Source organism: Mesorhizobium ciceri biovar biserrulae, assembly GCF_001618845.1.
In the GTDB taxonomy this organism is placed as follows: domain Bacteria; phylum Pseudomonadota; class Alphaproteobacteria; order Rhizobiales; family Rhizobiaceae; genus Mesorhizobium; species Mesorhizobium ciceri.
The window spans coordinates 526,374-546,740 of record NZ_CP015065.1 but is presented as its reverse complement, the minus strand read 5'-3'; the positions used below and the strand labels follow the sequence as shown (position 1 = coordinate 546,740).

Genomic DNA, 20,367 nt, shown 5'->3' with positions numbered 1-20,367 from the left:
TTGTGGTCCTCAAATTGGGCCGAGCGGACTCGCCGCTGCAGCGGAACGCCAAGGACGGTGTCGCTTAGGCAACCGCGAAGAGATCGCGCCAAGAAACCGAGATTGAATTGGCCGGCGCCTGGCCGGCGGACGCCAGTCGGGATAGGGAGCGGGCCAGACGGAACAGATCCGCCGCCGGAAAGTGGATGCTTGCCCGGGAAAGCCCGTCCTCGATCTTGCCCGATGGCCGCTACCGGGGAGCAAGATTGCTTGCCATCGCATGCCGGGACGTCTCAACCGTCGACATATTCCTGCTCGAATCCAGCAAACTTAGTCAGGCCCTGCTGATCGAGCACACGAACGTGGCCCTGCCGAAATTCGAGAAACTTGCGCTCGCGCAGTTCCCGCAGCATCCGATTGACATGAATGGGAGTGAGTCCCAGTGCGTCCGCCAGATCGTACTGGGTGAGAGGGCATTCATAGCTGTCGCGCGTGACAGAGCCGATTCGTTCCAGACGCGTCATCAGTTCGAGGAAGAGATGCGCCGTCCGCGCCAAGGCGCTGCGTCGTCCCACATTGGTGAGATGTTGAGCGACAACCGCTGCATTGTGCACGAGGGTTTCGAGAACAAGGGAGAACAGATGGGGCGACTGCATGGCCGCAACGGTAAATGTCTTGGTCGAAGCCACCAGAACTGAAATTTCGGTTTGAGCCACAAACGTTTCAAGAGCCCTGCCCGAGTAGGACTGAGGTAGGACGATGTCGCCTTTCAGTGCAAAATCTAGAATCTGTCGCTGCCCGCCGGCAAGTTCATGAGAAATGCACCCCCAGCCCGACTCGACAATGAACATGCGATCGCAATCCTCGCCCTGATTGACGATGACCGTCTCCGCCAGATAGCGCTTCGGCGTGAATCCCAGCCTTTTGATCAGCGCCGTATCGTCCTCATACGACAGGCGTTTTTCATTCCCGCGCAAAAATGGATGTGGCGTCATTCAGAAGCAACCCCGCCCAACTACTGCCCGAACTACCTCCCTCGCATACACCGTACATTAAAATTGATGTGAAGAATATGCTCCAATGCACTATCGATGACGTGGCAACGGCAGTTTTGGTTGAAGATAACAAGTTTTTCCCGGTCGGCCGATGGCGACAAGGTTAAGTCTTATTTCTCTTGAAATTTTCCCGCATGGAATCGACTATTTCGCTGGCGACGAGGCAGCTGCGATTGTCCGCTTGCTCGGCGGCATTTCGTAACGTCATCGACGCGTCCTTAAGTAGCCCTCTAATCTCTGCTGCTGACAAAAGCTCGGACGCTTCGAGTTCCAGCAGCACGGATTCACTCACGTGCAGCGCAGCAAGCGCCACCGCTCTAGGCCTTGTGGCAAGCAGTTTCAGAAGGTCACTGCTGGGTCTCGCACGGACTTTTTTTTTGGCCATCGTTGCGTCTCAACCGTTCGGACAAGATGGTTCACGTCTCAAAGTTACAACGCCTTGACGAATTAACCGCATTTCCATGATCGGGAGAGGTCGTTCAATGTGGCGTCAGGCATCTTCCCAAAGCATACTATCCCGCTTTGAGGCAGCGACACAGAGGCAAGTGCTACCGAATTTGCCGTAGCTACGACGTCCCTATCACCTTGCGGTACCTTGCTGATAAGCGGCGCAGGAAGCATGCCTACGACCGAACCGGGGAGGGCATGATGGCAGGAATATGCATGCGGGGGGTGTGTGCGGGCAATTTGCTTCGGTGGCGAGCCGGCCTGGCTACTCCCTAAGGGTGTATGGAGATTGGCACATCCTCAGGTGATACTGCGACGATGAACCGGACGTTCTACGCCAAGCTCTATCACATTGACGGGCTCGCGCGCGCCATCGGCTGGAGGAAACTGGTCTCAGTACTCCTTCGCCGCGCACTCGGGATCGGCTCGGCGATGAAAGTTCGCTGTGGCGATCATGAATTGCTGATCAGGCCTACCGACAGCGACTTGTTTGTCATGTCACAAATTTTTGGGCACGGCGAATATGAAATTGGAAAGGGTGGACAGAGCGCGCTCAACCGGCTCGCGGCAGGATGGAGACGGAGGGGGATCATACCCGTTATCGTGGATGCCGGCGCTAACGTTGGCTACTCGTCGATTTTCCTCAGAGACCAGTATCCTGATGCTGTGGTGATGGCCATCGAACCGGATCGCCAAACGCATGAAGTCTTACTCTCGAACTGCGCCGGTCTAGAGCGGATCATGTCTGTTTATGGCGCACTCTGGTGCCACGAGGGCGAAGTTGCACTTGGCAACAGCGAGCGCCCATCGTGGGCACGGGGCGTGGCAGACGGAGAAGGCGTGCCGTCGGTCACCTTACGGGGCCTTCTTGCCAGACTGCCCAAGGCGAAATTGCTGATGCTTAAGATGGACATTGAAGGCGCGGAGCTGGAGGCAACACGAGACTGCGGCAAGGTCCTCAAGCATGTGCCGTGCATCATCGTGGAACCACACGACTTTATGTTTCCCGGCCGAGGCTGCCTCACTTTCGTCTACTCGCTTTTGAGCGGAAGGAAGATCGACAGCCTCGTCAACGGCGAGAACCTCATATTCATTGCCTCGGAACTCCTGGCAGCACCGGCAGCCTCACGGCGGCCGACGACCGGGGGAAAGCGAGCGTTGCCGGTGCGCGCGGCCAAGGCTGTGCCTTAGCGGCCGCGCCAGGAGCCGATATCTGCGGTCGTCAAGGTTCGGTGCAGACGACCTTCGCCAACCACGGTTCGGCACGAACACCGTATCTCAGGATCGTCGCATCAGGAGCGACCCAGTACCTGCCTCAAACCCGTCTTGCTCACGTCCGAAGCAGGAAGCGGGAAAGGTTCGACTTGGCCTGCGGTCTTGTCCAGATACTGCATCAATGCCGTCACCAGATGGTAGAAGATGCTCGCCGGCACCTCCGTTGCCAGTGACCTTCCGCGCTCGTCAATCCTGTCGATCCACAAGCCAAGCGGCGCGGGATCGATGTGCCATCTGAACAGGCGCGCGACACGGGCTTCGATCTCAGCTTTCAGGTCAGGCCCGCCAATGCCATCCAAGGCTACGGCTGCCTTGACGGCTTCGCATTGCGGCCAGCTGCGGGAGAGCCGGTCGAGAGGGATTCCCTGCCGCGATACGGCAGCAAAAGCCAGACCTGTTGCCCGGTTCAATCCACTGGCGACCGCCGATGAATAGAGCTTCCTTGCGTAGGCGACCAAGTCTTTCTGGCCGCTCGCTCGTGCGAAATCGACAAGGAGCGAAGCCCATTCGAAGTGATGCCCCGGTTCGGTCCACTGTCCTTCATCTCCCTGCAACGGCAACCAATCGGCGTCGAAACGTTCCCCAACCGTCCAGCTTTCCTGGTCGAAGAAATGGCTCCGGAAGAGATCGATGATGCGTGCTGCCCGACGCAGATATTCACGGTCGCCCGTGGCGCCATACCAGGCAAGAAATGATTCCAGCATGTGCATGTGTGGGTTCGAAGACCGCGCACCGTTCCAGCCGGGGCTCTCGAGGAACCCGGTCAGACTGTCGTGCTCGAGGTGGGCGTCGATGAAACGAAACGTCTGTTGTGCCAGTTCCAGGGCATCGTGGTGTCCGCATCGGTGAGCTTGAGCCAGCGCCAGGAGCACGCAGGCATGGTCGTAGGCGTCCTCGGTCGGGTCGGCCACGCTGCCGTTGGCATTGAGAGTTCGCACCCACCCGCCGCGGTTCGTGCGGCCGAATCTTGCGATGAAGTCGATACCGTGTTCGATGAGTTTGTCCGCCGGACCAGTCCAGCCACGTTCCTTGGCGACTGCGAAAGCGTAAATCTGGCGAGCCGCAGTGCGCATGCGCTTGGGTTTGCCCAATGGCCTCGCATCGAAGCCCAGGGCCTCATGGAAGCCGCCGTAAACATCGTCGACGCCAGCGGTGGACCACAGCGGCAGGGTTTCTTCGAAGAGCCAGTGCTCCACGCGCTTGCGCCATGAGCCACTGATGATGATCCGGTCTTCGGAGGCAGTAAATTTCGTTTCGAGGCGCCCGCTCTTCTCCAGCTGTTCGACGATTTTTTTCACGTTCTGGCTGTGGCTGACGGGTGCGACGAATACCGCATCTGGCGTCGCCACGATCGCAACATCCTTCATCCCGACCACGGTCAGCAGTCTGCCCTGGCTTCTGAAGTAAGAGTCCTGGCAATCGATGGCGACGATATCGCCCATTGTGACATTGCCGTTGCTGTCCGTGGGGCTGGCCTCCATTAGGGATTGCCATGAGCCAAGGTCGGTCCAGTGGAACGAGGCCCTAACCATTGCGATGTCGCGCGCATGCTCCATGATTGCGTAGTCGATCGAGGTCGAGGGGACGGCCAAGTAGAAGCCTTGTGTCAAATAAAGGCCCGAGACGTCGGTCCGCGCTCCCTTGTAAGCCCGTTCCGCGGCGTCCCAGATGTCGGGCTGGAACTCGAGAAAAGCCTCCCGCATGGTGTCGGCTCGAAAGAGGAAAATGCCGGCGTTCCAGTAGAATTGTCCCGAAGACATGTATTTGCGAGCCGACTTGGCGTTCGGCTTTTCGACAAAGCGCGAAACCGAGGCTACTGCGTCAGCATCTGCCGTGGTCTCGATGTAACCATATCCGGTTTCGGGATGCGTCGGCTTGATCCCGAACACGATGATCTTTCCTGAATCGGCGGCAGGCACGCCGGCCTTGACGGTTTCCCAGAATTGCGTTGTCGTCGATATCTGATGGTCGGAGGGGACCACGAGCACAAGGGCGTCGGCTCCATATTCGGAGATCGTTTGCAGGGTGGCTATGGCGACGGCGGCCGCGGTATTGCGGCCGACCGGCTCGAAGATCGGTCTGCCGCCGTTCAGGCCGAGCGGTACTAGGTCCGAGATAACGCGCTCGGCATGCCGTTCGGAGGCTATCAGGTAGATCGGCGTCTCTCCGTCCGGCCGCGCCTTAAGGCGACGAACAGTCTTGGCAAGCATAGAGCCATCCCCCGAAAGATCGTGGAATTGCTTGGGGTTGTCTTCGCGCGAGAGCGGCCACAGCCGTGAGCCGACCCCCCCGCTCATGACAAAACTTACGATCCGGTCAGACATGGTCCAATTCCTCTCAGAATGTCTGTTTGTAGGCTCCGACCTCTGGATTGCCGCCCAGCACGCCATCGAGAGCCTCGAGTATCTCTCGGCGCCGCTCTGGCGACACAGGCTTTCCACAACCAGGACGATCTCCGCTTTGTTCGACGACGCCCAGGCCCCAGGTGCCGTCCTGAAAGCCCGTGGCTTTGATCGGAGCACTGGTTTTGAAGGCGAATGTGTTTGGACTCGCGTGTCCGACTATGTTCACGGTCACGATTTCCGCTCCGCAGTTTAGCGCCAACAGTCGTAACACGCGCCGCACGTGGCCGCCTTCATGAATTCGAGTAGCCCTATCGCCCTAGCTGCCACCCCTCATCCAATATGAGCATGCCCGCCGATGACCGAAAGGATGTCTCGTGCAAGCATGAGAGTCTTGTATTCTGCAAGGTGCGTCCCCTCTCGGGTGCAACGAGAAAGATGGCTGCAACATGCCGCTGACCGCATTCAGGTTCCCATTCGGCCAGAATGTCGACGAACGGCGGTTCGGTCGCCTGACCAGTCTTCTGGAGGTCATTCAGATGGACATCGAGAAGGAAATCGCGGCACTGCGCCCTTGCGTGGAAAGGGTCACGGACTGTGCTGCGTTCGCCCTGGAAGCGATGGAAAATGGAGAGAGTCCCGAACGCATGTCCGCGCAGATCGGTACTCTCGAGCAGAACCTGGCGATCATTCGCGGACGGCAGGCCTTGCTGGAACAGCAGACGTCATTTGTCGACGCCGCGAGAGCAGCGCTGCCGCGCGTTCTACCGCCCCACGGGTCCTAAGTTTCGCATACGCCAATTGGCGGCATTTACCTTCCGGATCACGGGCGTAATCTTCCGCAGCAGTCTGGGATCGCGGGGCCTCGGCTTTCAATGCAAAGACCGGCCGCATGCAACGGCCGCCTGCATGGAGCGGGCTGCTCTGGGTGTCTGCGTATGCCTGCAGGAGAAGCTGAATGAATCGCATGTTCACCAATCAATGGCCCTCGATGACGGACCAGCAGGCTTCCGCCGGCCAAGAGTTCATTGGCCTCTCCGACATTACCGAATTTCTGCGCCGCTACGCTGGAACTATCATTGCCTGCCTTGCCATGGCTCTCTTGTTGGCGGGGTTTTACAATTCGAGCACCGACCCAACTTTCATCGCCAGCGCGCAGATTCTGATCGAGCCGAAATTGCCGCAACACCTGCAGGAGGGCGGCGAAGTGGATCTGTCACTGGATACTGCCCAGGTGGAAAGCCAGATCGCTGTAATGCAGTCGGAAAAAATCGCAGCGATGGTGCTCGACCAGTTGAAACTCGTCGACGATGCGCAGTTCAATCGTTCCCAGTCTCCGACTTTGCGGGACAGATTGACGAAGACCGGAGCTGTCCTGCTTGACGCCTTGGGGCTGCGGAAAAGCGCCTGGCTGCAGCATTTCGCTCTTAGCGAGCCTGCCGCACCCCCCATGCTGACCGATTTTCAGAAGTTCCGTCGGAGCATGTTGGTTTTCCGCAACGGCCTCGACGTCCGCCGAGTCGGCGTTTCCTACGCGATTGACATATCCTTCACCTCTCCTGATCCCGAGGGCGCAGCCAGGATTGCGAACGCCACGGCCGATGCCTTCGTACGTGAGCAGATCGAAACCAAGACTGACGCAGCCAAGGAAGGAGGCGCGTGGCTGGAAATGCGGCTTCAGCAGCTGCGAACTCAAATGAATGAGGCCATGGCAAAAGCGCAGCAGTTCCGGTCACGGCACGACTACAGCGTCGGCATTGAAGCCAAAGCAGACGGGACGAGTGCTGAGCCGACGCTCGAAGAACTTGAGGTGACGGCTGAAACCTACCAGAAGATGTACGAGAGCTTCTTGCAGGCCTACACCAACTCGGTAAGCCAACAGTCGTATCCGGTTGCCGATGCAAGGGTCATCACAGCTGCGACGGCGCCGCTCAATCCGAGCGCTCCAAGGCCGAAGTTGATGCTGGCCTTCGCGGTGGTTGCCGGTCTCATTTTCGGTATTGGACTTGCGTTTGTAAGGCACGCGTTTGACTGGACCATAAGGTCGCCACGACAGATCCGCGACAATCTGGGCGTCGAATGCCTCGGAGAACTGCCGCCGATCGGCAGAAGATCGGGCCTTGTCGACCAAGTGGCAAGATCTCCGCAATCCCGATACAGCCATAGCCTGAGAAAAGTGCGAACCGAGATAAGCCTTGCGGAAACCAGCCGCCCGATCAGGTTTCTTGGGTTGACTGCCGTATCCAACGACGGTTCGAAGAGTTCGGTGGCCAGCAATCTCGCTACGCTCTACTCGATGTCGGGCCTGAAGACGCTGGTGATTGACGCCGACATCCGGCGCCCGACCATGACCCCCTCGCGGCTTCCGAGCCAGTCGGGAGCCCTCGACCTACCGTGCCAGGACCCTGTCCGTCTCAACATCGTTCGTGCTGCGGGGCGGCCGTTCGACATCCTTTCCAGTTCGACCGTGGACGCCAGACACCTCCTGGCGCCTAGCAAGATGGAGGCGTTCCTCTCGGAGCTAGCCGCTAGTGACCTTGCCGCCAACGGACTTCCTGCCTACGACATTGTCATACTCGACCTGCCGACGCTTGCCTCGGGTGCCGACGAACTGATTGTCGGATCTGTCCTGGACGGCGTGGTGATCGTTGCCGAGTGGGGCAAGACACAGGTCCAGACGCTGCAGGAACTTGTCAAGACGTTGCAGGCCTGCAGGACCCCGATACTAGGCGTACTCTTGGCCAGGGTCCGCGCGCCCAAGCGCCGCAAAGCATGAAACCGTAGCGAGACATTCTCCTTCGGAAGTTGCAAAAAGTCTAGGAGGATCATTCCTTGGGATTAGGGGGATAGCCCCTGAGCGTCACGCTACCTCCTTTGCCCTTCTTGTCGACAACCTCCGACCTTGGAAGAGTGCAACAACAAGTCGAAACAGCGATTGTTCCATGACAACGAACGCCTTCGAGTCACATCAGGCAGCCCCGATCTGGGTTCAGCCATCTCTGCCTATCCCGTCCGACAGCCGAACGGCAGTCCTGCACGTCCTTCCCGCATCCGACAACAACGGTGCCGGGGCAGTGTTGACGGACCTTTCGCCCGCGCTCAGGTTGGGAACGACGAACCCTCCTGTGGGCGGTCTCCTGAAGCGCATCATGGATCTGGTAGTAGCATTCACGGCGCTTATGGTTGCCGCGCCGGTAATGATTGTCGTTGCTCTGCTGATCAGGATGACGGCAGGAGGCCCGGCAGTGTTCTCGCATAGCCGCATCGGCTTTGGCGGAAAGCCATTCGATTGCTACAAGTTCCGCTCGATGGTCACCAATTCGGACGAAGTTCTGAAGTCATTTCTCGACAGCAACCCTCAAGTCAGGTTGGAATGGGAGGAGACCCGCAAGATCAGGAACGACCCCCGCGTCACGGTGCTTGGGTGGATGCTGCGTAAGTCGAGCCTCGACGAACTCCCGCAATTGTTCAACATCATCCGCGGCGACATGAGTTGTGTGGGTCCAAGGCCCATCGTCAAGGACGAACTAAAATGCTACGGCGACCACTTAGGGGAATACCTTCGGGCAAAGCCCGGGCTCACCGGTCTGTGGCAGGTGAACGGAAGAAGCAGCATGGACTACGCCAACCGCGTGAAGCTGGACTGCCAGTATGTGCGGAACTGGTCGGTTTGGCTCGATATCGTGATCCTGTTCAGGACGGTTTTCGCAGTCATACGTTTCGACCGGGCTTCCTGAAGTCCCGCCGTGTCACCTTTCCTTGCGCTTCCGGTGGACGGACAGGGACAGACCGATGATATAGGCGCCAGCCAAGACGAATGACAGTATCAGGAACTTAGTGACGGTCACGTAGCCCGGCAACCCGAGCCCATTCCAGGCAAAGCTTCCGACCACAAGCAGCGCAGTCGCCGCGATCAGCGCAGGAGCCTTGAAGCGCAGTCCCATCAGAACGCCTGCCGCCGATATAGCGATTACACTCATGAGCACCGACATCTCCAGTGATACCCGCAGGAACTGATCGCCTCACTGCGGCAGGGAAGGCATCGTCAGCGTGCCCACTGATATGCGGCCTCAAAGTGCAAGGCAAGTGCCGCCGGAAATTGCTAGCATGGTCGGCCAGATCATTGAACTTGAAGCGAACCAGTTCAAAGAAAGGTGCGCGGCGGTTTTCCGTGTGGAACAGCAGAAAAACAAGCACCTGCAGCGAGCTGGCAGCTCCGCCCACTCTGAACCGCTCTGGCCATGACGCCGGCGCGTTCTTTACCCGTCCAGGCGGCCACCAACGGTCTCGGGTTCGGAGGTCATGTCGAAGGCGTTGCGAGCCGGCACCCGCGCCAATCATGAAGCCTGTCAATTGGTACCTTGAACAGAAACCGTCCCTGCCTGGACGTCGTCCTCTACAGGTAGAGCAGCCAAGCCGGACGGCGGGGCGGGGATATCGATCTTCACGGTATCGCCTGGCTCGATCGGCGTCGTTTCCTCAGCCGTGAGTTCTTGCGAGCCGCTGTCCGTCGTCCTCACGATCTTGAAGATCGGCTTGGCCCTTTCGGCGCGCTCTCTAAGGGCGAGCAGAGCAGGGGCCGTGACCTCGGTATCGTGCAACAACTGCACCGCGGTGTTGGCCTTGCTGGTCACTTCATTGAGCTGCAGTTGCGTCTCGCGCAAGGCAGCAGCGACTTCGCTGGCTTGGCTATTGCCGAGGTTGAGGATCTCGATGTCGGTCTTGCTTATCTCCTGCCTGACTCGCAAGAGCGAGGTCTCGGCAACCAACCTGTCGCTCTGCATCTGTGCGACCGTTCCCTGTAGAGAGAGTTCCCGCGGTGCAACCGCCAGCCCCTTCTGGACAAGGGCCGAAACACCCGCGAGTTCCTTCTGGATAAGTTCGATCTGTTGGTCGTGGAAGGCCATCTGCTGGCCGAGCGAGGTCAGTTCCTTTTCGAGGAAATCCTTGAGTTCGCGCAGGGCACGGAGTTGCGTCGCCATGGCGTCCTTGCGGACGGCGAAGATCTTGCGCTCCTGCTCCATCGCCACCGCGACCGTCTCGTTCGAAGCTCTGTCCTTCAGTTGCGCAGGGAAGGCGATGTCGTCGCTGCCAGCTAGTTCTGATTCCAGCCGTGCTTTGCGGGCGAGCAGACTGACGTTGCTCAGCGCCAACAAACCCACATCGCCCTGACCCACGATGACTTCACGCTCGAGCCTCGACATGTCTTCCTCGCGTGTTCGCAGGCCGCCGGCGATTCCCAGCGCCTGCAGCACTGTCAGCCCGGGCCTGTAGGGGAACTCGCCTGGCTGCGTGACGTAGCCGACAATGTAGAACGGCCTGTACTGGACAATCTCGACAGCGACATCCGGCTGGCGGCCGAGGCCCATGTGCTGCATCAGGCGGTCGCCGATCGCGCGGGCGAGGTCGCCGGGGGCGGTGCCCTGCGCGCGTATCTGGCCGACAAATGGAAGGAAGAGCGTGCCGTCGGCACCGACGACGAAACTGTCGTTGAGAGCCGTCCATTCGAAGATCACGTCGCGTGATGCGCGCCATTCGTAGACCTTGAGCCTGACCTTGTCCTGAGGTCCGAAGAGGTACTCGGCAGCCACCGTCGGCAAGGGGCAGGCAGCCGCCGCCAATGAAGCCGCCGCCACTGTCACAAGCCATTTCCGCATTGTCTTCCCACCTTCAGATTTTCAGGATGTATTCGGGTTCGATTCGTCCCATGGCGATGTGCCGGATCGCCAGCATGTTACCCCTGAGCCTGCCCCTGCGATCGATATACGGCTCAGGCCGCAGGCTCTTTGCGAGATTCGCGGCGATATTCCTGAACATCAGCGGAAGAGCGAAAGAGGCCGGAACGGAGCCCTTCCTGATCAGATAGATCGCATTCGCAACCTGGGAGTAGCCGAACCGCTCGCCGCTGACCCGCCCTGTCTTGATACCGAGATGGACGCCCGTGATCGCGGTCACGCAGACCACGCGGCCTTTGGATCTCATTTGGCTGGTGAAGTCGATGTCTTCCTGCCAGCCGTACAAGACGAGGCGCTCGTCGAAGCGCAAGTCGCCCACAAGCGAGGAACGCAAGGACATGTTGCATCCGTATGCTCCGACATGGTCGACCACCGGCGGTCCATCATGTTTTTTGCCCTCGTTTTCCCGCAAGGCGGCTTCGGCATTTTCCCAGGTGAGGCCAGCATTCGTGGCACCGTCCCTGACGACCGTGCCCATCACCACCGCCCATCCATCATTTTCCACGAAAGCTTTCTCGACCTGCTGCAGATATTCGGCGGACGGAACGAAATCATCGTCGAAGAATGTGATGATGTCGAAGCGCCCCAGGGAAGGTACGAGAGCCCTGTTCCGCTGGGCAGCCAGTCCTTTCGGTCCGAAAACGAGTGACACCTGGAAAGGACAGCTTTCCGGCAGGTCGACATGCGAGGCGTCGGGCGCCGACACTATGACCTCATCAGGAAGCCTCGTCTGGCCGCCCAAATATCCAAGCAAACGCCCGACCTGTCCGCTGCGGCCAAGCGTCGGGATGATCACTATGAGTCTCATGCTCGATCCAGCTTCGGTTCCGCCGAAACCTAGACCGACGAGTGGACCGACACAGCCTGCATAAAAGGAGACGGGAGGAGCCTGGCCTACCGCCGGACACAGGCTTTCGGAGTATCCCGGTGACGGACCACATCCGCAAGTATTAGATGGCCATGCGCCCGTAGCGGTGTGTAGCCGATCGGACAGCTTGCCGGAGCAACGACATGGAATGGAGACTGCCAGCCTTATGAGGCTAGGGGGAACCATGCTCCACGAACGCTCTTCCGATTTGGCCGTCGCTGCCAAGATCGATGTATCCATCGAAGAATTGCCGGCCGCGCCGGGGCCGGGCTTCGACAGCAATGCCAGGATAGCGATCGTTCATGACTGGTGCCCGAATTTCCGAGGAGGGGAAAGGGTTCTTGCGCAAATCTGCAAGCAGTTCCCCAACGCCGAGGTCTTCACGCTTTTCGATTTCCTGCCACAAGAGGTGAAGGAGCAATATTTCCACGACGTGGAATTCCATACGTCTGCGGCCAACCGGATACCGATGGTCCATAAATTCTATCGATCCCTCTTCTTTTTCTGTCCCTTTCTGATCGAGCAATTCGACGTGACGGGCTACGACGCGGTGATCTCGTCGTCGGCCGCCTTCTCGCGCGGCGTCATCACCAGGCCGGACCAGCCGCATCTGTGTTATGTGCACAGTCCCGTCCGCTACGCCTGGGATGAACAATTTTCCTATCTTCAGCAGGGACGGCTTGGTTTCGGCCCCAAGGGAATGCTCTATCGCTACATGCTCCATCGCCTGAGGACATGGGATACGAGAACCGCGCACGGTCCGGACCTGATGCTGGCGAACTCGAATTATGTCCGCTCCCGTATCCAGCACATTTACGGGCGACAGGCGCGCGTCGTTTTCCCCCCGGTCACACTGGGCGAATTGCCTTGTGTGGAGGATAAGGACGATTACTACGTTTCAGCGTCCTTCCTCGCCCCCTACAAGCGCACCGACCTTGTCATCCGGGCCTTCAACGAAATGCCGTCGCGGCGACTGGTCATCGTTGGCGAAGGGCAGCAATCAGCCTGCTTGCGGGCGCTTGCCGGTCCCAACGTCACCTTCTCGGGCTACCTGCCCCGGAAAGACTATGTGGACACCCTGGCGCGGGCGAAGGCGATGGTGTTTGCGGGCTGCGAGGATTTCGGCATAGCGCTGGCCGAGGCACAGGCCTGCGGGACGCCGCTGGTCGCCTTCGGTCGCGGCGGCGCCGTCGACATCGTACAGCGGCTAGGATCATCCTCCGAGCCGACAGGAGTGCTGTTCAAGGCTCAAACGGTCGATCACCTCAAGCAGGCAGTGGAACGGTTCGAAGAGAATAGCCATGCCATTGCGCCGCGCGCTTGCGCCAGAAATGCAGGACGTTTTTCAGAAGAGAACTTCGACCGCGCGATCCTGGAATCGCTAGACGCCGTCCAGGCACTTCACGAGATCATGTGAATTCGGGAGCCCTGACGATCTTCGTTTCCGTATCGACGCCGTCTGCGGCCGCCATCGCCTGGAGATAACGCAGGCCCGTCGCCCTCCAGCTGTATTCCGCGGCTCTCGCCTTTCCCTTGCCCATCATCTGAGCGCGCAGGGCCTGAGAAGTGCGAAGCTGCACGAAACTGTCGAACCATGCGTCCTGGTCGTCTGGGGATGCAAACAGCGCTGCATTGCCGCAGACTTCAGGCAGGCTGGCGCGGTCTGAAACCACGACAGGACAGCCGACGGCCATCGCCTCGAGGGCTGGGAGACCGAAGCCCTCCGTGAGCGAGGGGAAAGCCAGGCATAGCGAGTCCCCGAGGAGGGCCGCCAACTCGCCATCCGAAATGCGGCCGAGCCAGTGGATGTTTCGCGCTTCGGTCCTGGCGGATCCTGACCTAAAGACGCGCGAATCCGACATGCCGACAATCGCGATTCTGAGTCCGGCTTCGCCAAGACGATCAGCCATGTTCAGGAGGAGATCCAGATTCTTGTGAGGTGCGGCACTGCCGATCAGGACAACGGTTTCCCGCGAGGCCGCCAGCCGCGTCTGTGCTGAGTGTTCAGGCTCCCACCGCAAGGCATGCTCATGGCCGTTCGGCGCCACGAAAGCCCGCTCTGCCGGGATGACGTCGCGGCGAACCAGTTCATCCAAGGAGTAGTTGGAAACGGTCGAAATACCGCACGCCGTCTTGCCGAGGGCGGGCAACAGATTCCTGTAAAGAAGTCTAAAGGCAAATGAATAGCTCTGCGGGGCATTCCAGACGTTTGCATCATGGACGCAGACGATATGCTTGCGGGAAAGCAGCGGCCCTGTGTTGCAGAGGCTGAGCAGTCCGCTGCCATCCAGGGATGAGGGGAGCTGCACCTGTTCCCAGGCATGCCCGTTCATGCCGCCGACCTCCCGACGCTCGATGCAAGCCAGGGGGAAGTCTCCGGACCCTGGAGGGTGGAGCAGTGCAAGCTCGAGGCCGCGGGTCAGCGGGTTCTGCTCGGCCAACAAGGTGTCGAGAGCGCGCACGACCTCGCGCGCGTAACGCTGAACGCCTGTTGTCGGCTGCGAAAGAAACCGCCCATTGATCGTCCAACGTCGCGCCATGTCGTCCCCCCTTGGAACTTTCACTGTGGAACCGTCAAGACGCCAGGTCACCATGGCCATCGGGTCATTCGGCTAAGTGGCAATCATCCGGATTGGCGACGTCGGACAGCGTACCTACCTCGAACGTTTAAGGGCCTTGGTGTTCCCGGGAATGCTAGTCTGCCTAGGGTGCCGGAAGGTCGGGGAAGCTGGACATGGCCAAGCTCGGGTTCGATACGAGGGAGTCGCCGCAACCAAGATCGGCCTGGCCGGCGAACAGACACCGTGCCGACACGCCCTTGGCCAGATCCGCTGTCGCCGGCGCCGACTTCCTGATCGGCCATCCCGCTGCGGTGTGCGCGGACCGGGAAGCGCCGAGACGGCGCTGGACGATAAATGGAGACTTCACGACGCTTCGGCCAACCGGTGTGGCCCGTTACGCCCGCGAGGTCACCTTGGCTCTCGACGCCCTCATTTCAGAAGGGCATCCGCTCGGTCGCGACCTGGAGATTGATCTCGTGGTGCCGCGTCCGCTTTCGGAACCTTTGCGCCTCGATGCCATCCCCGTCCGGGTCGTTCCTGAATTCAGCAGGCCGCGACTGCCGCAATTTTGGGTGCAGGCGCAGTTGCCCTGGCATGTGCCTGGAGGATTGCTGAGCTTCTGCAATCTCGCTCCCGTCGCGCTGAGGCGCCAGATCGCGTGTATCCATGACATGCACACAAGGCTCATGCCGTCGAGCTACGCGCGAGGATTCCGCTGGGCGCACCGCTTGATCCTGCCGGCACTTGGCAGGCAGGCCGCCCGCATCACGACCGTCTCGCAACTCTCACGCAGCCATCTGATCAAGTTCGGAATCGCGCCAGAAGAAAACATCGTCGTCACCTACAACGGCAGCGACCATGCGAACCGGTGGGATGCGGCGAGATCAACTCTGGCCGTCGACCGGAGCAGGCCGTATGTCCTCTGCTTGGGGAGGCGGGACCAGGAATATAAGAACATGGGGCTTCTCGCCAGGCTGGCCCCACACCTCGACGCGATGGGTCTTGACCTGTGGATGCCAGGCGATGTCGACGAGGCCACGCTCCTGAGGTACATCCCGCAAATGCCCGGAAACATCGTCCTTCCTGGCCGCATAGGGGACGACGACTTCAAGAAGGCGCTCGAAGGCGCCCTGTGCTTCCTGTTCCCGTCACGGATCGAGGGCTTCGGGCTGCCGGCGGTCGAGGCGATGGCTTCGGGCTGCCCGGTCGTGGCCTCGACCTCGCCATGTCTTCCCGAAATCTGCGGGGATTCGGCCCTTTATGCCGATCCCGACGACGTCCAGTCATGGGCCGAAGCCATCCGCCTGTTGATGCTAGCCCCAGACTTGCGGCAGCGTTTGGTTACCAAGGGGAACGCCAGGGCGAGCAGTTATTCCTGGCGGTGGATAGCGTGGAAATACCTCGAACTCATGATTCAGGTCGACGCCGATTTCGGGGAGTTCGGCGATTGACCGGCGGCCAGTCTTCGGATTGACCTCCAGGAGAGCACGATGGACGAGAACGACTTGCGAGCATTGGTGGCAGCCGCTCATCGCGCGCGCCGGCCTCGCCGGGTAACCACCGATCCTGGCCGCAGACCGAAACCCGTGCCGACCATTTCGATCTGCATCCCGACTTACAACCGCTCGTCCATGCTGGCGGAATTGTTAGACAGCATCATCGCCCAAGCTTTGGAGGACGAGATCGAGGTCGTGGTCAGCGATGATGCTTCACCGGACAATACGGTCGCCGTGGCCGAAGGCTATAAGGGTCGCATCAAGCACTACACCTTGCTTTCCCAGCCGAAGAACTTGGGAGTGGACGGCAATTTCCTGGCGGTCGTGGAGGCGGCGAAGGGCGATTACATCTGGCTGATGGGCGACGACGACCATCTGGAACCGGGCGGGCTAGCACGGGTGCTGGAAGCGATCCGGCGTTGGCCCGGCGTAACCGGTCTAACGCTAGGCGTGATCGACTATGACGTGACGATGACGCGCCGGACCGGCATCCGTCGGATCCCGCCTACACAACTGATCGCCGATGCCGGTACGCTGTTCGCGACGATGGGTGATCTGCTGGGCTTCATGTCCGCCCTGGTGATAGACCGTGCCAAATGGAATGAGATCGCATCCGAGCCTAATGTCTCGGAATTCAAGAATTACTACGTCCAAGTTTATATCATCGGCCGTGTTGTCGAACGGTTTGGAAAATGGGGCGTGGTCCAAGAACCTTGTGTCGGCTATCGGTCGGGCAACGACCAGTTCAATATCAAGTTCGGATGGCTGGATCGCCTGAAGATCGACGTTGCCGCCTATGATCAGATTGCTTTCGCGTTGTTCGCGGACACACCCGCTGTGTGCGAAGCGTTTCGCCGCCGGATATTTGATACGCACGTGATGGCGCGGTTGAACAACGCTAAAACTGCGGGGGGACGGACCATCGCGGTGAGCGCAGCGATCAGGTACCTGTACGGCCGTTACCATGGAATGCCGCACTATTGGACCCGCGCAGTGCCGACGCTCCTTGCGCCGCAATGGATCCTGCGGAACGCACGGTCCGCCTACAAGCGGCTGTCGCCCAACTCGGGCGCGTTCCGAGCGCGTGAAATGTCCAACTGATAGATAGCGGCAGCGGGGGGTGCTACCAGATTGAGGATCGCGTCAATGGGCGCAAACGATGAAGATCGTGCAGAAGAACGGACAGGCCACCGCGAGGCCGACCTCGTAACAGAACGGTTGAGGGCTGATCGCCGATGCATTGGACCATATGCCTCAAGGGGATGCTGGGGTCCCTGGGGTGGGGCGATCTTCTCAACAATAGGCACGGTCAGCTTCGGACTGATAACCCGGGTGAACGCGGAATACCATCCGGCCGCCCGGACTGCTGGGGCAAGGAGGTTCTGGCACAATCCTCAGCTTTTGAGGCTCATATCCGCCTACGCCATCGGCTACATCCACATGTCCGGAGTGGTGAGCGCCGCCCATATTGAGCCGGGTGTCTTGGACATTTTCCGTTTCGGGACGGATCTGTTCATGGTTCTGGCCGGTTTTCTTACCGCGCATGTGCTTGGGAACAATGGCAGGTCGGCCGGCGCCTATTTGCGAACGAGGCTCATTCGAATCGTGCCCTTGTATTGGGGCGTCACGATTCTCGCATTTCTTGTCGAGAACTACGCGATGAAAAGCCATCAGAGGACCTTGTCCGAGCTTTTCATGTCGCTCGCCTTCGTCCCCTTCGGACCCTACCCCATCTTGTATCCGACGTGGACCTTGCTGGTAATCGTCGAATTCAGCCTGATCATCGCAGCTTTCCAACTCGTCAACGTGAAATATGGGATCCTCTATTCCGCCGCCTTCGCGGTTCTTCTTGCGGTCGCGGGCGAGACATCAAGCATTGAGAACCCCATTTTCGTATTTTACACCAATCCGATCCTGATCGATTTCGCTTTCGGCATCGTCATCTTCAAGCTTTCCAACTCCGGGCTGTTCCCTTTCAAACTGCCGCGGAGCGGGGCCGTTACCCTCGCGGCGGCGGCAGTCGCCTTCGGAGCCTTAGCAGCAGTCTTGCGTCCTTTCTGTTGGCCGGCGCTGCCCCGTCTCCTCGCGCTCGGCATGCCGATGTCGGTCCTGTTGCTGGGGGTTGTCGCTCTGGAGCAGATCGGTGTCTTCAGCGACTCCAAGCTCTTGAACTTTCTCGCCAAATGCACTTATGCGATCTACTTGACCCACTGGTTCGTGGCTATCGTATCCGAGAAGCTCGTTGCCGAAAGCGGAGATTCGGCGCGGCTCGCCTCGGTGCTGTTGTTCGTGACGCCCATGGCCGTCACCTGCGTTTCGGTGCTGGTTTATCTTTTTGCTGAAGTGCCGCTGACCCGATATCTCTCCGGCCGCTTCACAGACAGCTGAATGAGACGGAGAGGCTGGCGATGAGGTTGCACCTCCCCTACGCCTTTGGTCGATTGTCATCCCCTAGCCTTTTAGACGGCATGACCTTCCAGCCGATTTGTTGGAGGATGGGCCCGGAAACCAAGTTTTTGTCCTCGATCGTGGCGTGGTGCCTGTGCTGGCCCACATCAGGTCGCTCCGATAACCAAGGCGACCAATCAGGTAAGGGGAGCCTGTGCTGATGCCCAGCATCAATGTAGTCATACCCTGCTACAACGCTGATCGGTTCCTCGCGCAATGTATACGCAGTGTGCTTTCGCAAGGCATCGACGATCTCCGGATTGTTGTTATCGATAACGCGTCAACAGACGACAGCGTGGAAGTGGCACGCCGACTTGCCGCCCAAGACAGCCGGGTTGAAGTCGTGTGCCACGCCAGGAATGTAGGGCCAATTGCGTCCTTCAACGAAGGCGTCGAGCTTGCGCGAGGAGACTACTTCATCCTTTTGTGCGCCGACGATCTCCTGACAGACGGCTCGCTCCAACGCGCCGTTGATGTCCTCGAAAGCAATCCTGGGGCTGCTTTCGCCATAGGGTCTGATCTCAGCATGATCGAGGGGAAGGATTTTGCCGAACCAAGTCAACCAGATGGATGGCGCGTAACGGCGGGTGCCCGGTTCATTGAAGACTGTTGTCGTCATCTGGGCCATCTGGGAGTGTCCCTGGCCTTGGGAGCGGTGCTGGTCAGGATGACTGCGCAAAAGGCGGTGGGTCACTACCGTGCGTCACTCGCGCACGCGCCCGATTTGGAGATGGTGCTTCGCCTCGCGCGGTTGGGTTCAATCGTGGAATTCGAGGGCGCGCTCGGTATCCGACGCGTGCATGCAGCACAAATAACGGTGGTCCACTTTTCGGACAAATTAACGCAATTGAAAGAACGAGAGGCGGTATTCGCCAGCTTCTTCTCGTGCGAAGGCGCTGCCATGCCGGCGGCATCGGGGCTTCGTCGCATGGCAATGCGCCGGGTTGCCGATGCCGCTTATTGGTCGGCAGTCTCTCATATTGTCCGAGGAAGGACCGCTTGTGGCGTCGAATTGCTTAGATATAGCTTTTCGCTGTCTCCGATATTGAGGCTGTTTCCGCCGCTGGGCCATCTTTATCGAACGAAGGGAGCCGTCAGACGGGCCTTGGCAGTGATTTCCGGTCGGTCGGGCTCGTCCACCCGCCAAGTGGAGCATGCGGATACAGCATAGTGCTGATCAAATCCTGTCGAGTGCCACTTTAGAGAGGCGCCCGCCTCCCTACACCATTTGTGATGACAAGCTGCTATCAGCCACCTGGCCTGCCTTGCGGAGCCAAGACAGGAACGGGCCATAGCACACATCGCAGGAAAAGAGGCTGGCGAATACATGCGCGGTACCCTCGGATTTCTGACGCCGAAGTTCCGCATTGCTTAACAGCGCGATGACCGCCTGTGCAAAGTCTGCACCACCATTGGCCACGATCGCTCCCTCATCAAGTTGGTGGGGGTCACCTGCGTCCACACCTATCGAGGTCGTCACGAGGGGGCGGCCGTAAGACATGGCCTCGGCCACCTTTATCTTGACGCCGGCGCTGCCGGAAACGAGCGGGGCCACGACAAGCTGGGCGCGCCTATATTCGGGAGCGAGGTCCGGGAGCGCTCCCACACACTCCAGGCCGGCCGCCGGCGTAACCTCACATGTGAAGGCGGCGGTTCCGACGATGCGAACCCTTGCCGTGGGGCATGAGGTTCGAACAGTTGGCCAGACCTCCTTCAGGAACCACGACAGTGCGGCACGATTTGGCTCTGTGGCATTCCCGACGAAGAGAACGATGGGCTCATTGCTGTCGGGTTGCTTTTCGTGATTGTCGAAGCCCATGCCAAGAGAGATCACGCGTGTCACCCCGAGATGGTTGCGGGCGTAGGAGGCGTCATCCTTGCTGTTGAAACCGACACACTCTGCCGCCTTCAGCGAGTTTGACAATCTCTTTTCCTCAGTCCAATTCTTGTCCGGGCCGGGGGTTGCGCCGGCCTCCCAGCGCGCTGCCCCGTTGCGGTGCTGAAGATGGCCAACAAGTGAGAAAACCCTGTGACCGTTGCGGGAGAGGCAAGGAGCGAAATGCACGGCATCGTGGAACAGTATGACGGCGTCCGGCCGTCCAGCTTCGATACGGTCAAGCACCCACTGAGTCTCTCCCTTGGAAAAGTTCTGGTCCGTCAT

The 20,367-nt window shown here is 59.5% G+C and carries 19 protein-coding genes; 10 read left to right on the top strand and 9 right to left on the bottom strand.

What is annotated here, in order from left to right; translation table 11 throughout:
* Nucleotides 1–272 precede the first annotated feature (272 nt).
* Nucleotides 273–974 (bottom strand): Crp/Fnr family transcriptional regulator, encoded by a 702-nt coding sequence (locus A4R29_RS32475; RefSeq protein ID WP_063174074.1) that lies wholly within the window; start codon nucleotides 972–974, stop codon nucleotides 273–275.
* A 163-nt stretch (nucleotides 975–1,137) separates the two neighbouring features.
* Nucleotides 1,138–1,419: a hypothetical protein gene (locus A4R29_RS32470; protein ID WP_024505425.1), complete on the bottom strand. Its 282-nt coding sequence runs from the start codon at nucleotides 1,417–1,419 to the stop codon at nucleotides 1,138–1,140.
* Nucleotides 1,420–1,799: 380 nt separating this feature from the next.
* On the opposite strand from A4R29_RS32470, the gene A4R29_RS32465 reads away from it, so the two are divergent.
* On the top strand, nucleotides 1,800–2,672 hold the full coding sequence (locus A4R29_RS32465) for an FkbM family methyltransferase (RefSeq protein WP_063174073.1): 873 nt from the start codon (nucleotides 1,800–1,802) through the stop codon (nucleotides 2,670–2,672).
* Nucleotides 2,673–2,773: 101 nt separating this feature from the next.
* On the opposite strand, the gene A4R29_RS32460 is transcribed toward A4R29_RS32465, so the two are convergent.
* Both A4R29_RS32460 and A4R29_RS34430 read right to left on the bottom strand, forming a co-directional pair.
* On the bottom strand, nucleotides 2,774–5,080 hold the full coding sequence (locus tag A4R29_RS32460) for a mannose-1-phosphate guanylyltransferase/mannose-6-phosphate isomerase (RefSeq protein WP_063174072.1): 2,307 nt from the start codon (nucleotides 5,078–5,080) through the stop codon (nucleotides 2,774–2,776).
* A 13-nt stretch (nucleotides 5,081–5,093) separates the two neighbouring features.
* A complete protein-coding gene (locus tag A4R29_RS34430; protein WP_145923814.1) occupies nucleotides 5,094–5,333 on the bottom strand; it encodes a hypothetical protein in 240 nt (79 codons plus the stop codon).
* A gap of 214 nt (nucleotides 5,334–5,547) precedes the next feature.
* Between A4R29_RS34430 and A4R29_RS32450 the strand changes: the two genes are divergently transcribed.
* From A4R29_RS32450 to A4R29_RS32440, 3 genes are all read left to right on the top strand, one after another.
* A complete protein-coding gene (locus tag A4R29_RS32450) occupies nucleotides 5,548–5,883 on the top strand; it encodes a hypothetical protein (RefSeq protein WP_063174070.1) in 336 nt (111 codons plus the stop codon).
* A gap of 173 nt (nucleotides 5,884–6,056) precedes the next feature.
* A complete protein-coding gene (locus tag A4R29_RS32445; RefSeq protein WP_082827641.1) occupies nucleotides 6,057–7,874 on the top strand; it encodes a GumC family protein in 1,818 nt (605 codons plus the stop codon).
* Between the two features lie 166 nt (nucleotides 7,875–8,040).
* On the top strand, nucleotides 8,041–8,835 hold the full coding sequence (locus tag A4R29_RS32440) for a sugar transferase (protein WP_024505420.1): 795 nt from the start codon (nucleotides 8,041–8,043) through the stop codon (nucleotides 8,833–8,835).
* Between the two features lie 12 nt (nucleotides 8,836–8,847).
* Here A4R29_RS32440 and A4R29_RS32435 read toward each other — a convergent pair whose 3' ends face one another.
* A complete protein-coding gene (locus tag A4R29_RS32435) occupies nucleotides 8,848–9,078 on the bottom strand; it encodes a hypothetical protein (RefSeq protein ID WP_127219079.1) in 231 nt (76 codons plus the stop codon).
* Between the two features lie 127 nt (nucleotides 9,079–9,205).
* Here A4R29_RS32435 and A4R29_RS34555 point away from each other — a divergent pair, with 127 nt between their 5' ends.
* The gene (locus tag A4R29_RS34555; protein WP_155924994.1) at nucleotides 9,206–9,343 is read left to right on the top strand and encodes a hypothetical protein; all 138 of its coding nucleotides are present in this window, start codon (nucleotides 9,206–9,208) and stop codon (nucleotides 9,341–9,343) included.
* A 104-nt stretch (nucleotides 9,344–9,447) separates the two neighbouring features.
* Here A4R29_RS34555 and A4R29_RS32430 read toward each other — a convergent pair whose 3' ends face one another.
* Both A4R29_RS32430 and A4R29_RS32425 read right to left on the bottom strand, forming a co-directional pair.
* Nucleotides 9,448–10,719 carry a polysaccharide biosynthesis/export family protein gene (locus A4R29_RS32430; RefSeq protein ID WP_244507009.1) on the bottom strand — a complete coding sequence of 424 codons (1,272 nt, stop codon included), beginning with the start codon at nucleotides 10,717–10,719 and terminating at the stop codon, nucleotides 9,448–9,450.
* A gap of 49 nt (nucleotides 10,720–10,768) precedes the next feature.
* The gene (locus A4R29_RS32425) at nucleotides 10,769–11,641 is read right to left on the bottom strand and encodes a glycosyltransferase family 2 protein (RefSeq protein WP_063170851.1); all 873 of its coding nucleotides are present in this window, start codon (nucleotides 11,639–11,641) and stop codon (nucleotides 10,769–10,771) included.
* A 244-nt stretch (nucleotides 11,642–11,885) separates the two neighbouring features.
* Between A4R29_RS32425 and A4R29_RS32420 the strand changes: the two genes are divergently transcribed.
* A complete protein-coding gene (locus A4R29_RS32420) occupies nucleotides 11,886–13,118 on the top strand; it encodes a glycosyltransferase (RefSeq protein WP_024505416.1) in 1,233 nt (410 codons plus the stop codon).
* Here the strand turns inward: A4R29_RS32420 and A4R29_RS32415 are convergent.
* On the bottom strand, nucleotides 13,111–14,241 hold the full coding sequence (locus A4R29_RS32415) for a glycosyltransferase family 4 protein (RefSeq protein ID WP_063174100.1): 1,131 nt from the start codon (nucleotides 14,239–14,241) through the stop codon (nucleotides 13,111–13,113). The genes A4R29_RS32420 and A4R29_RS32415 overlap by 8 nt on opposite strands.
* Before the next feature lie 194 nt (nucleotides 14,242–14,435).
* On the opposite strand from A4R29_RS32415, the gene A4R29_RS32410 reads away from it, so the two are divergent.
* The 4 genes from A4R29_RS32410 (at nucleotide 14,436) to A4R29_RS32395 (ending at nucleotide 19,377) form a co-directional block, all read left to right on the top strand.
* Nucleotides 14,436–15,713, top strand: coding sequence for a glycosyltransferase family 4 protein (locus A4R29_RS32410; RefSeq protein ID WP_024505414.1), 1,278 nt, complete (start codon nucleotides 14,436–14,438; stop codon nucleotides 15,711–15,713).
* Nucleotides 15,714–15,752: 39 nt separating this feature from the next.
* A complete protein-coding gene (locus A4R29_RS32405) occupies nucleotides 15,753–16,859 on the top strand; it encodes a glycosyltransferase family 2 protein (protein WP_206519171.1) in 1,107 nt (368 codons plus the stop codon).
* 231 nt (nucleotides 16,860–17,090) lie between these two features.
* A complete protein-coding gene (locus A4R29_RS32400) occupies nucleotides 17,091–18,146 on the top strand; it encodes an acyltransferase family protein (RefSeq protein ID WP_161491096.1) in 1,056 nt (351 codons plus the stop codon).
* A gap of 220 nt (nucleotides 18,147–18,366) precedes the next feature.
* Nucleotides 18,367–19,377, top strand: a complete 1,011-nt coding sequence (locus A4R29_RS32395) for a glycosyltransferase family 2 protein (protein WP_063174066.1) — start codon at nucleotides 18,367–18,369, stop codon at nucleotides 19,375–19,377.
* 48 nt (nucleotides 19,378–19,425) lie between these two features.
* Here the strand turns inward: A4R29_RS32395 and A4R29_RS32390 are convergent, their stop codons facing one another.
* Nucleotides 19,426–20,328: a glycosyltransferase gene (locus A4R29_RS32390; RefSeq protein WP_161491095.1), complete on the bottom strand. Its 903-nt coding sequence runs from the start codon at nucleotides 20,326–20,328 to the stop codon at nucleotides 19,426–19,428.
* Nucleotides 20,329–20,367 lie beyond the last annotated feature (39 nt).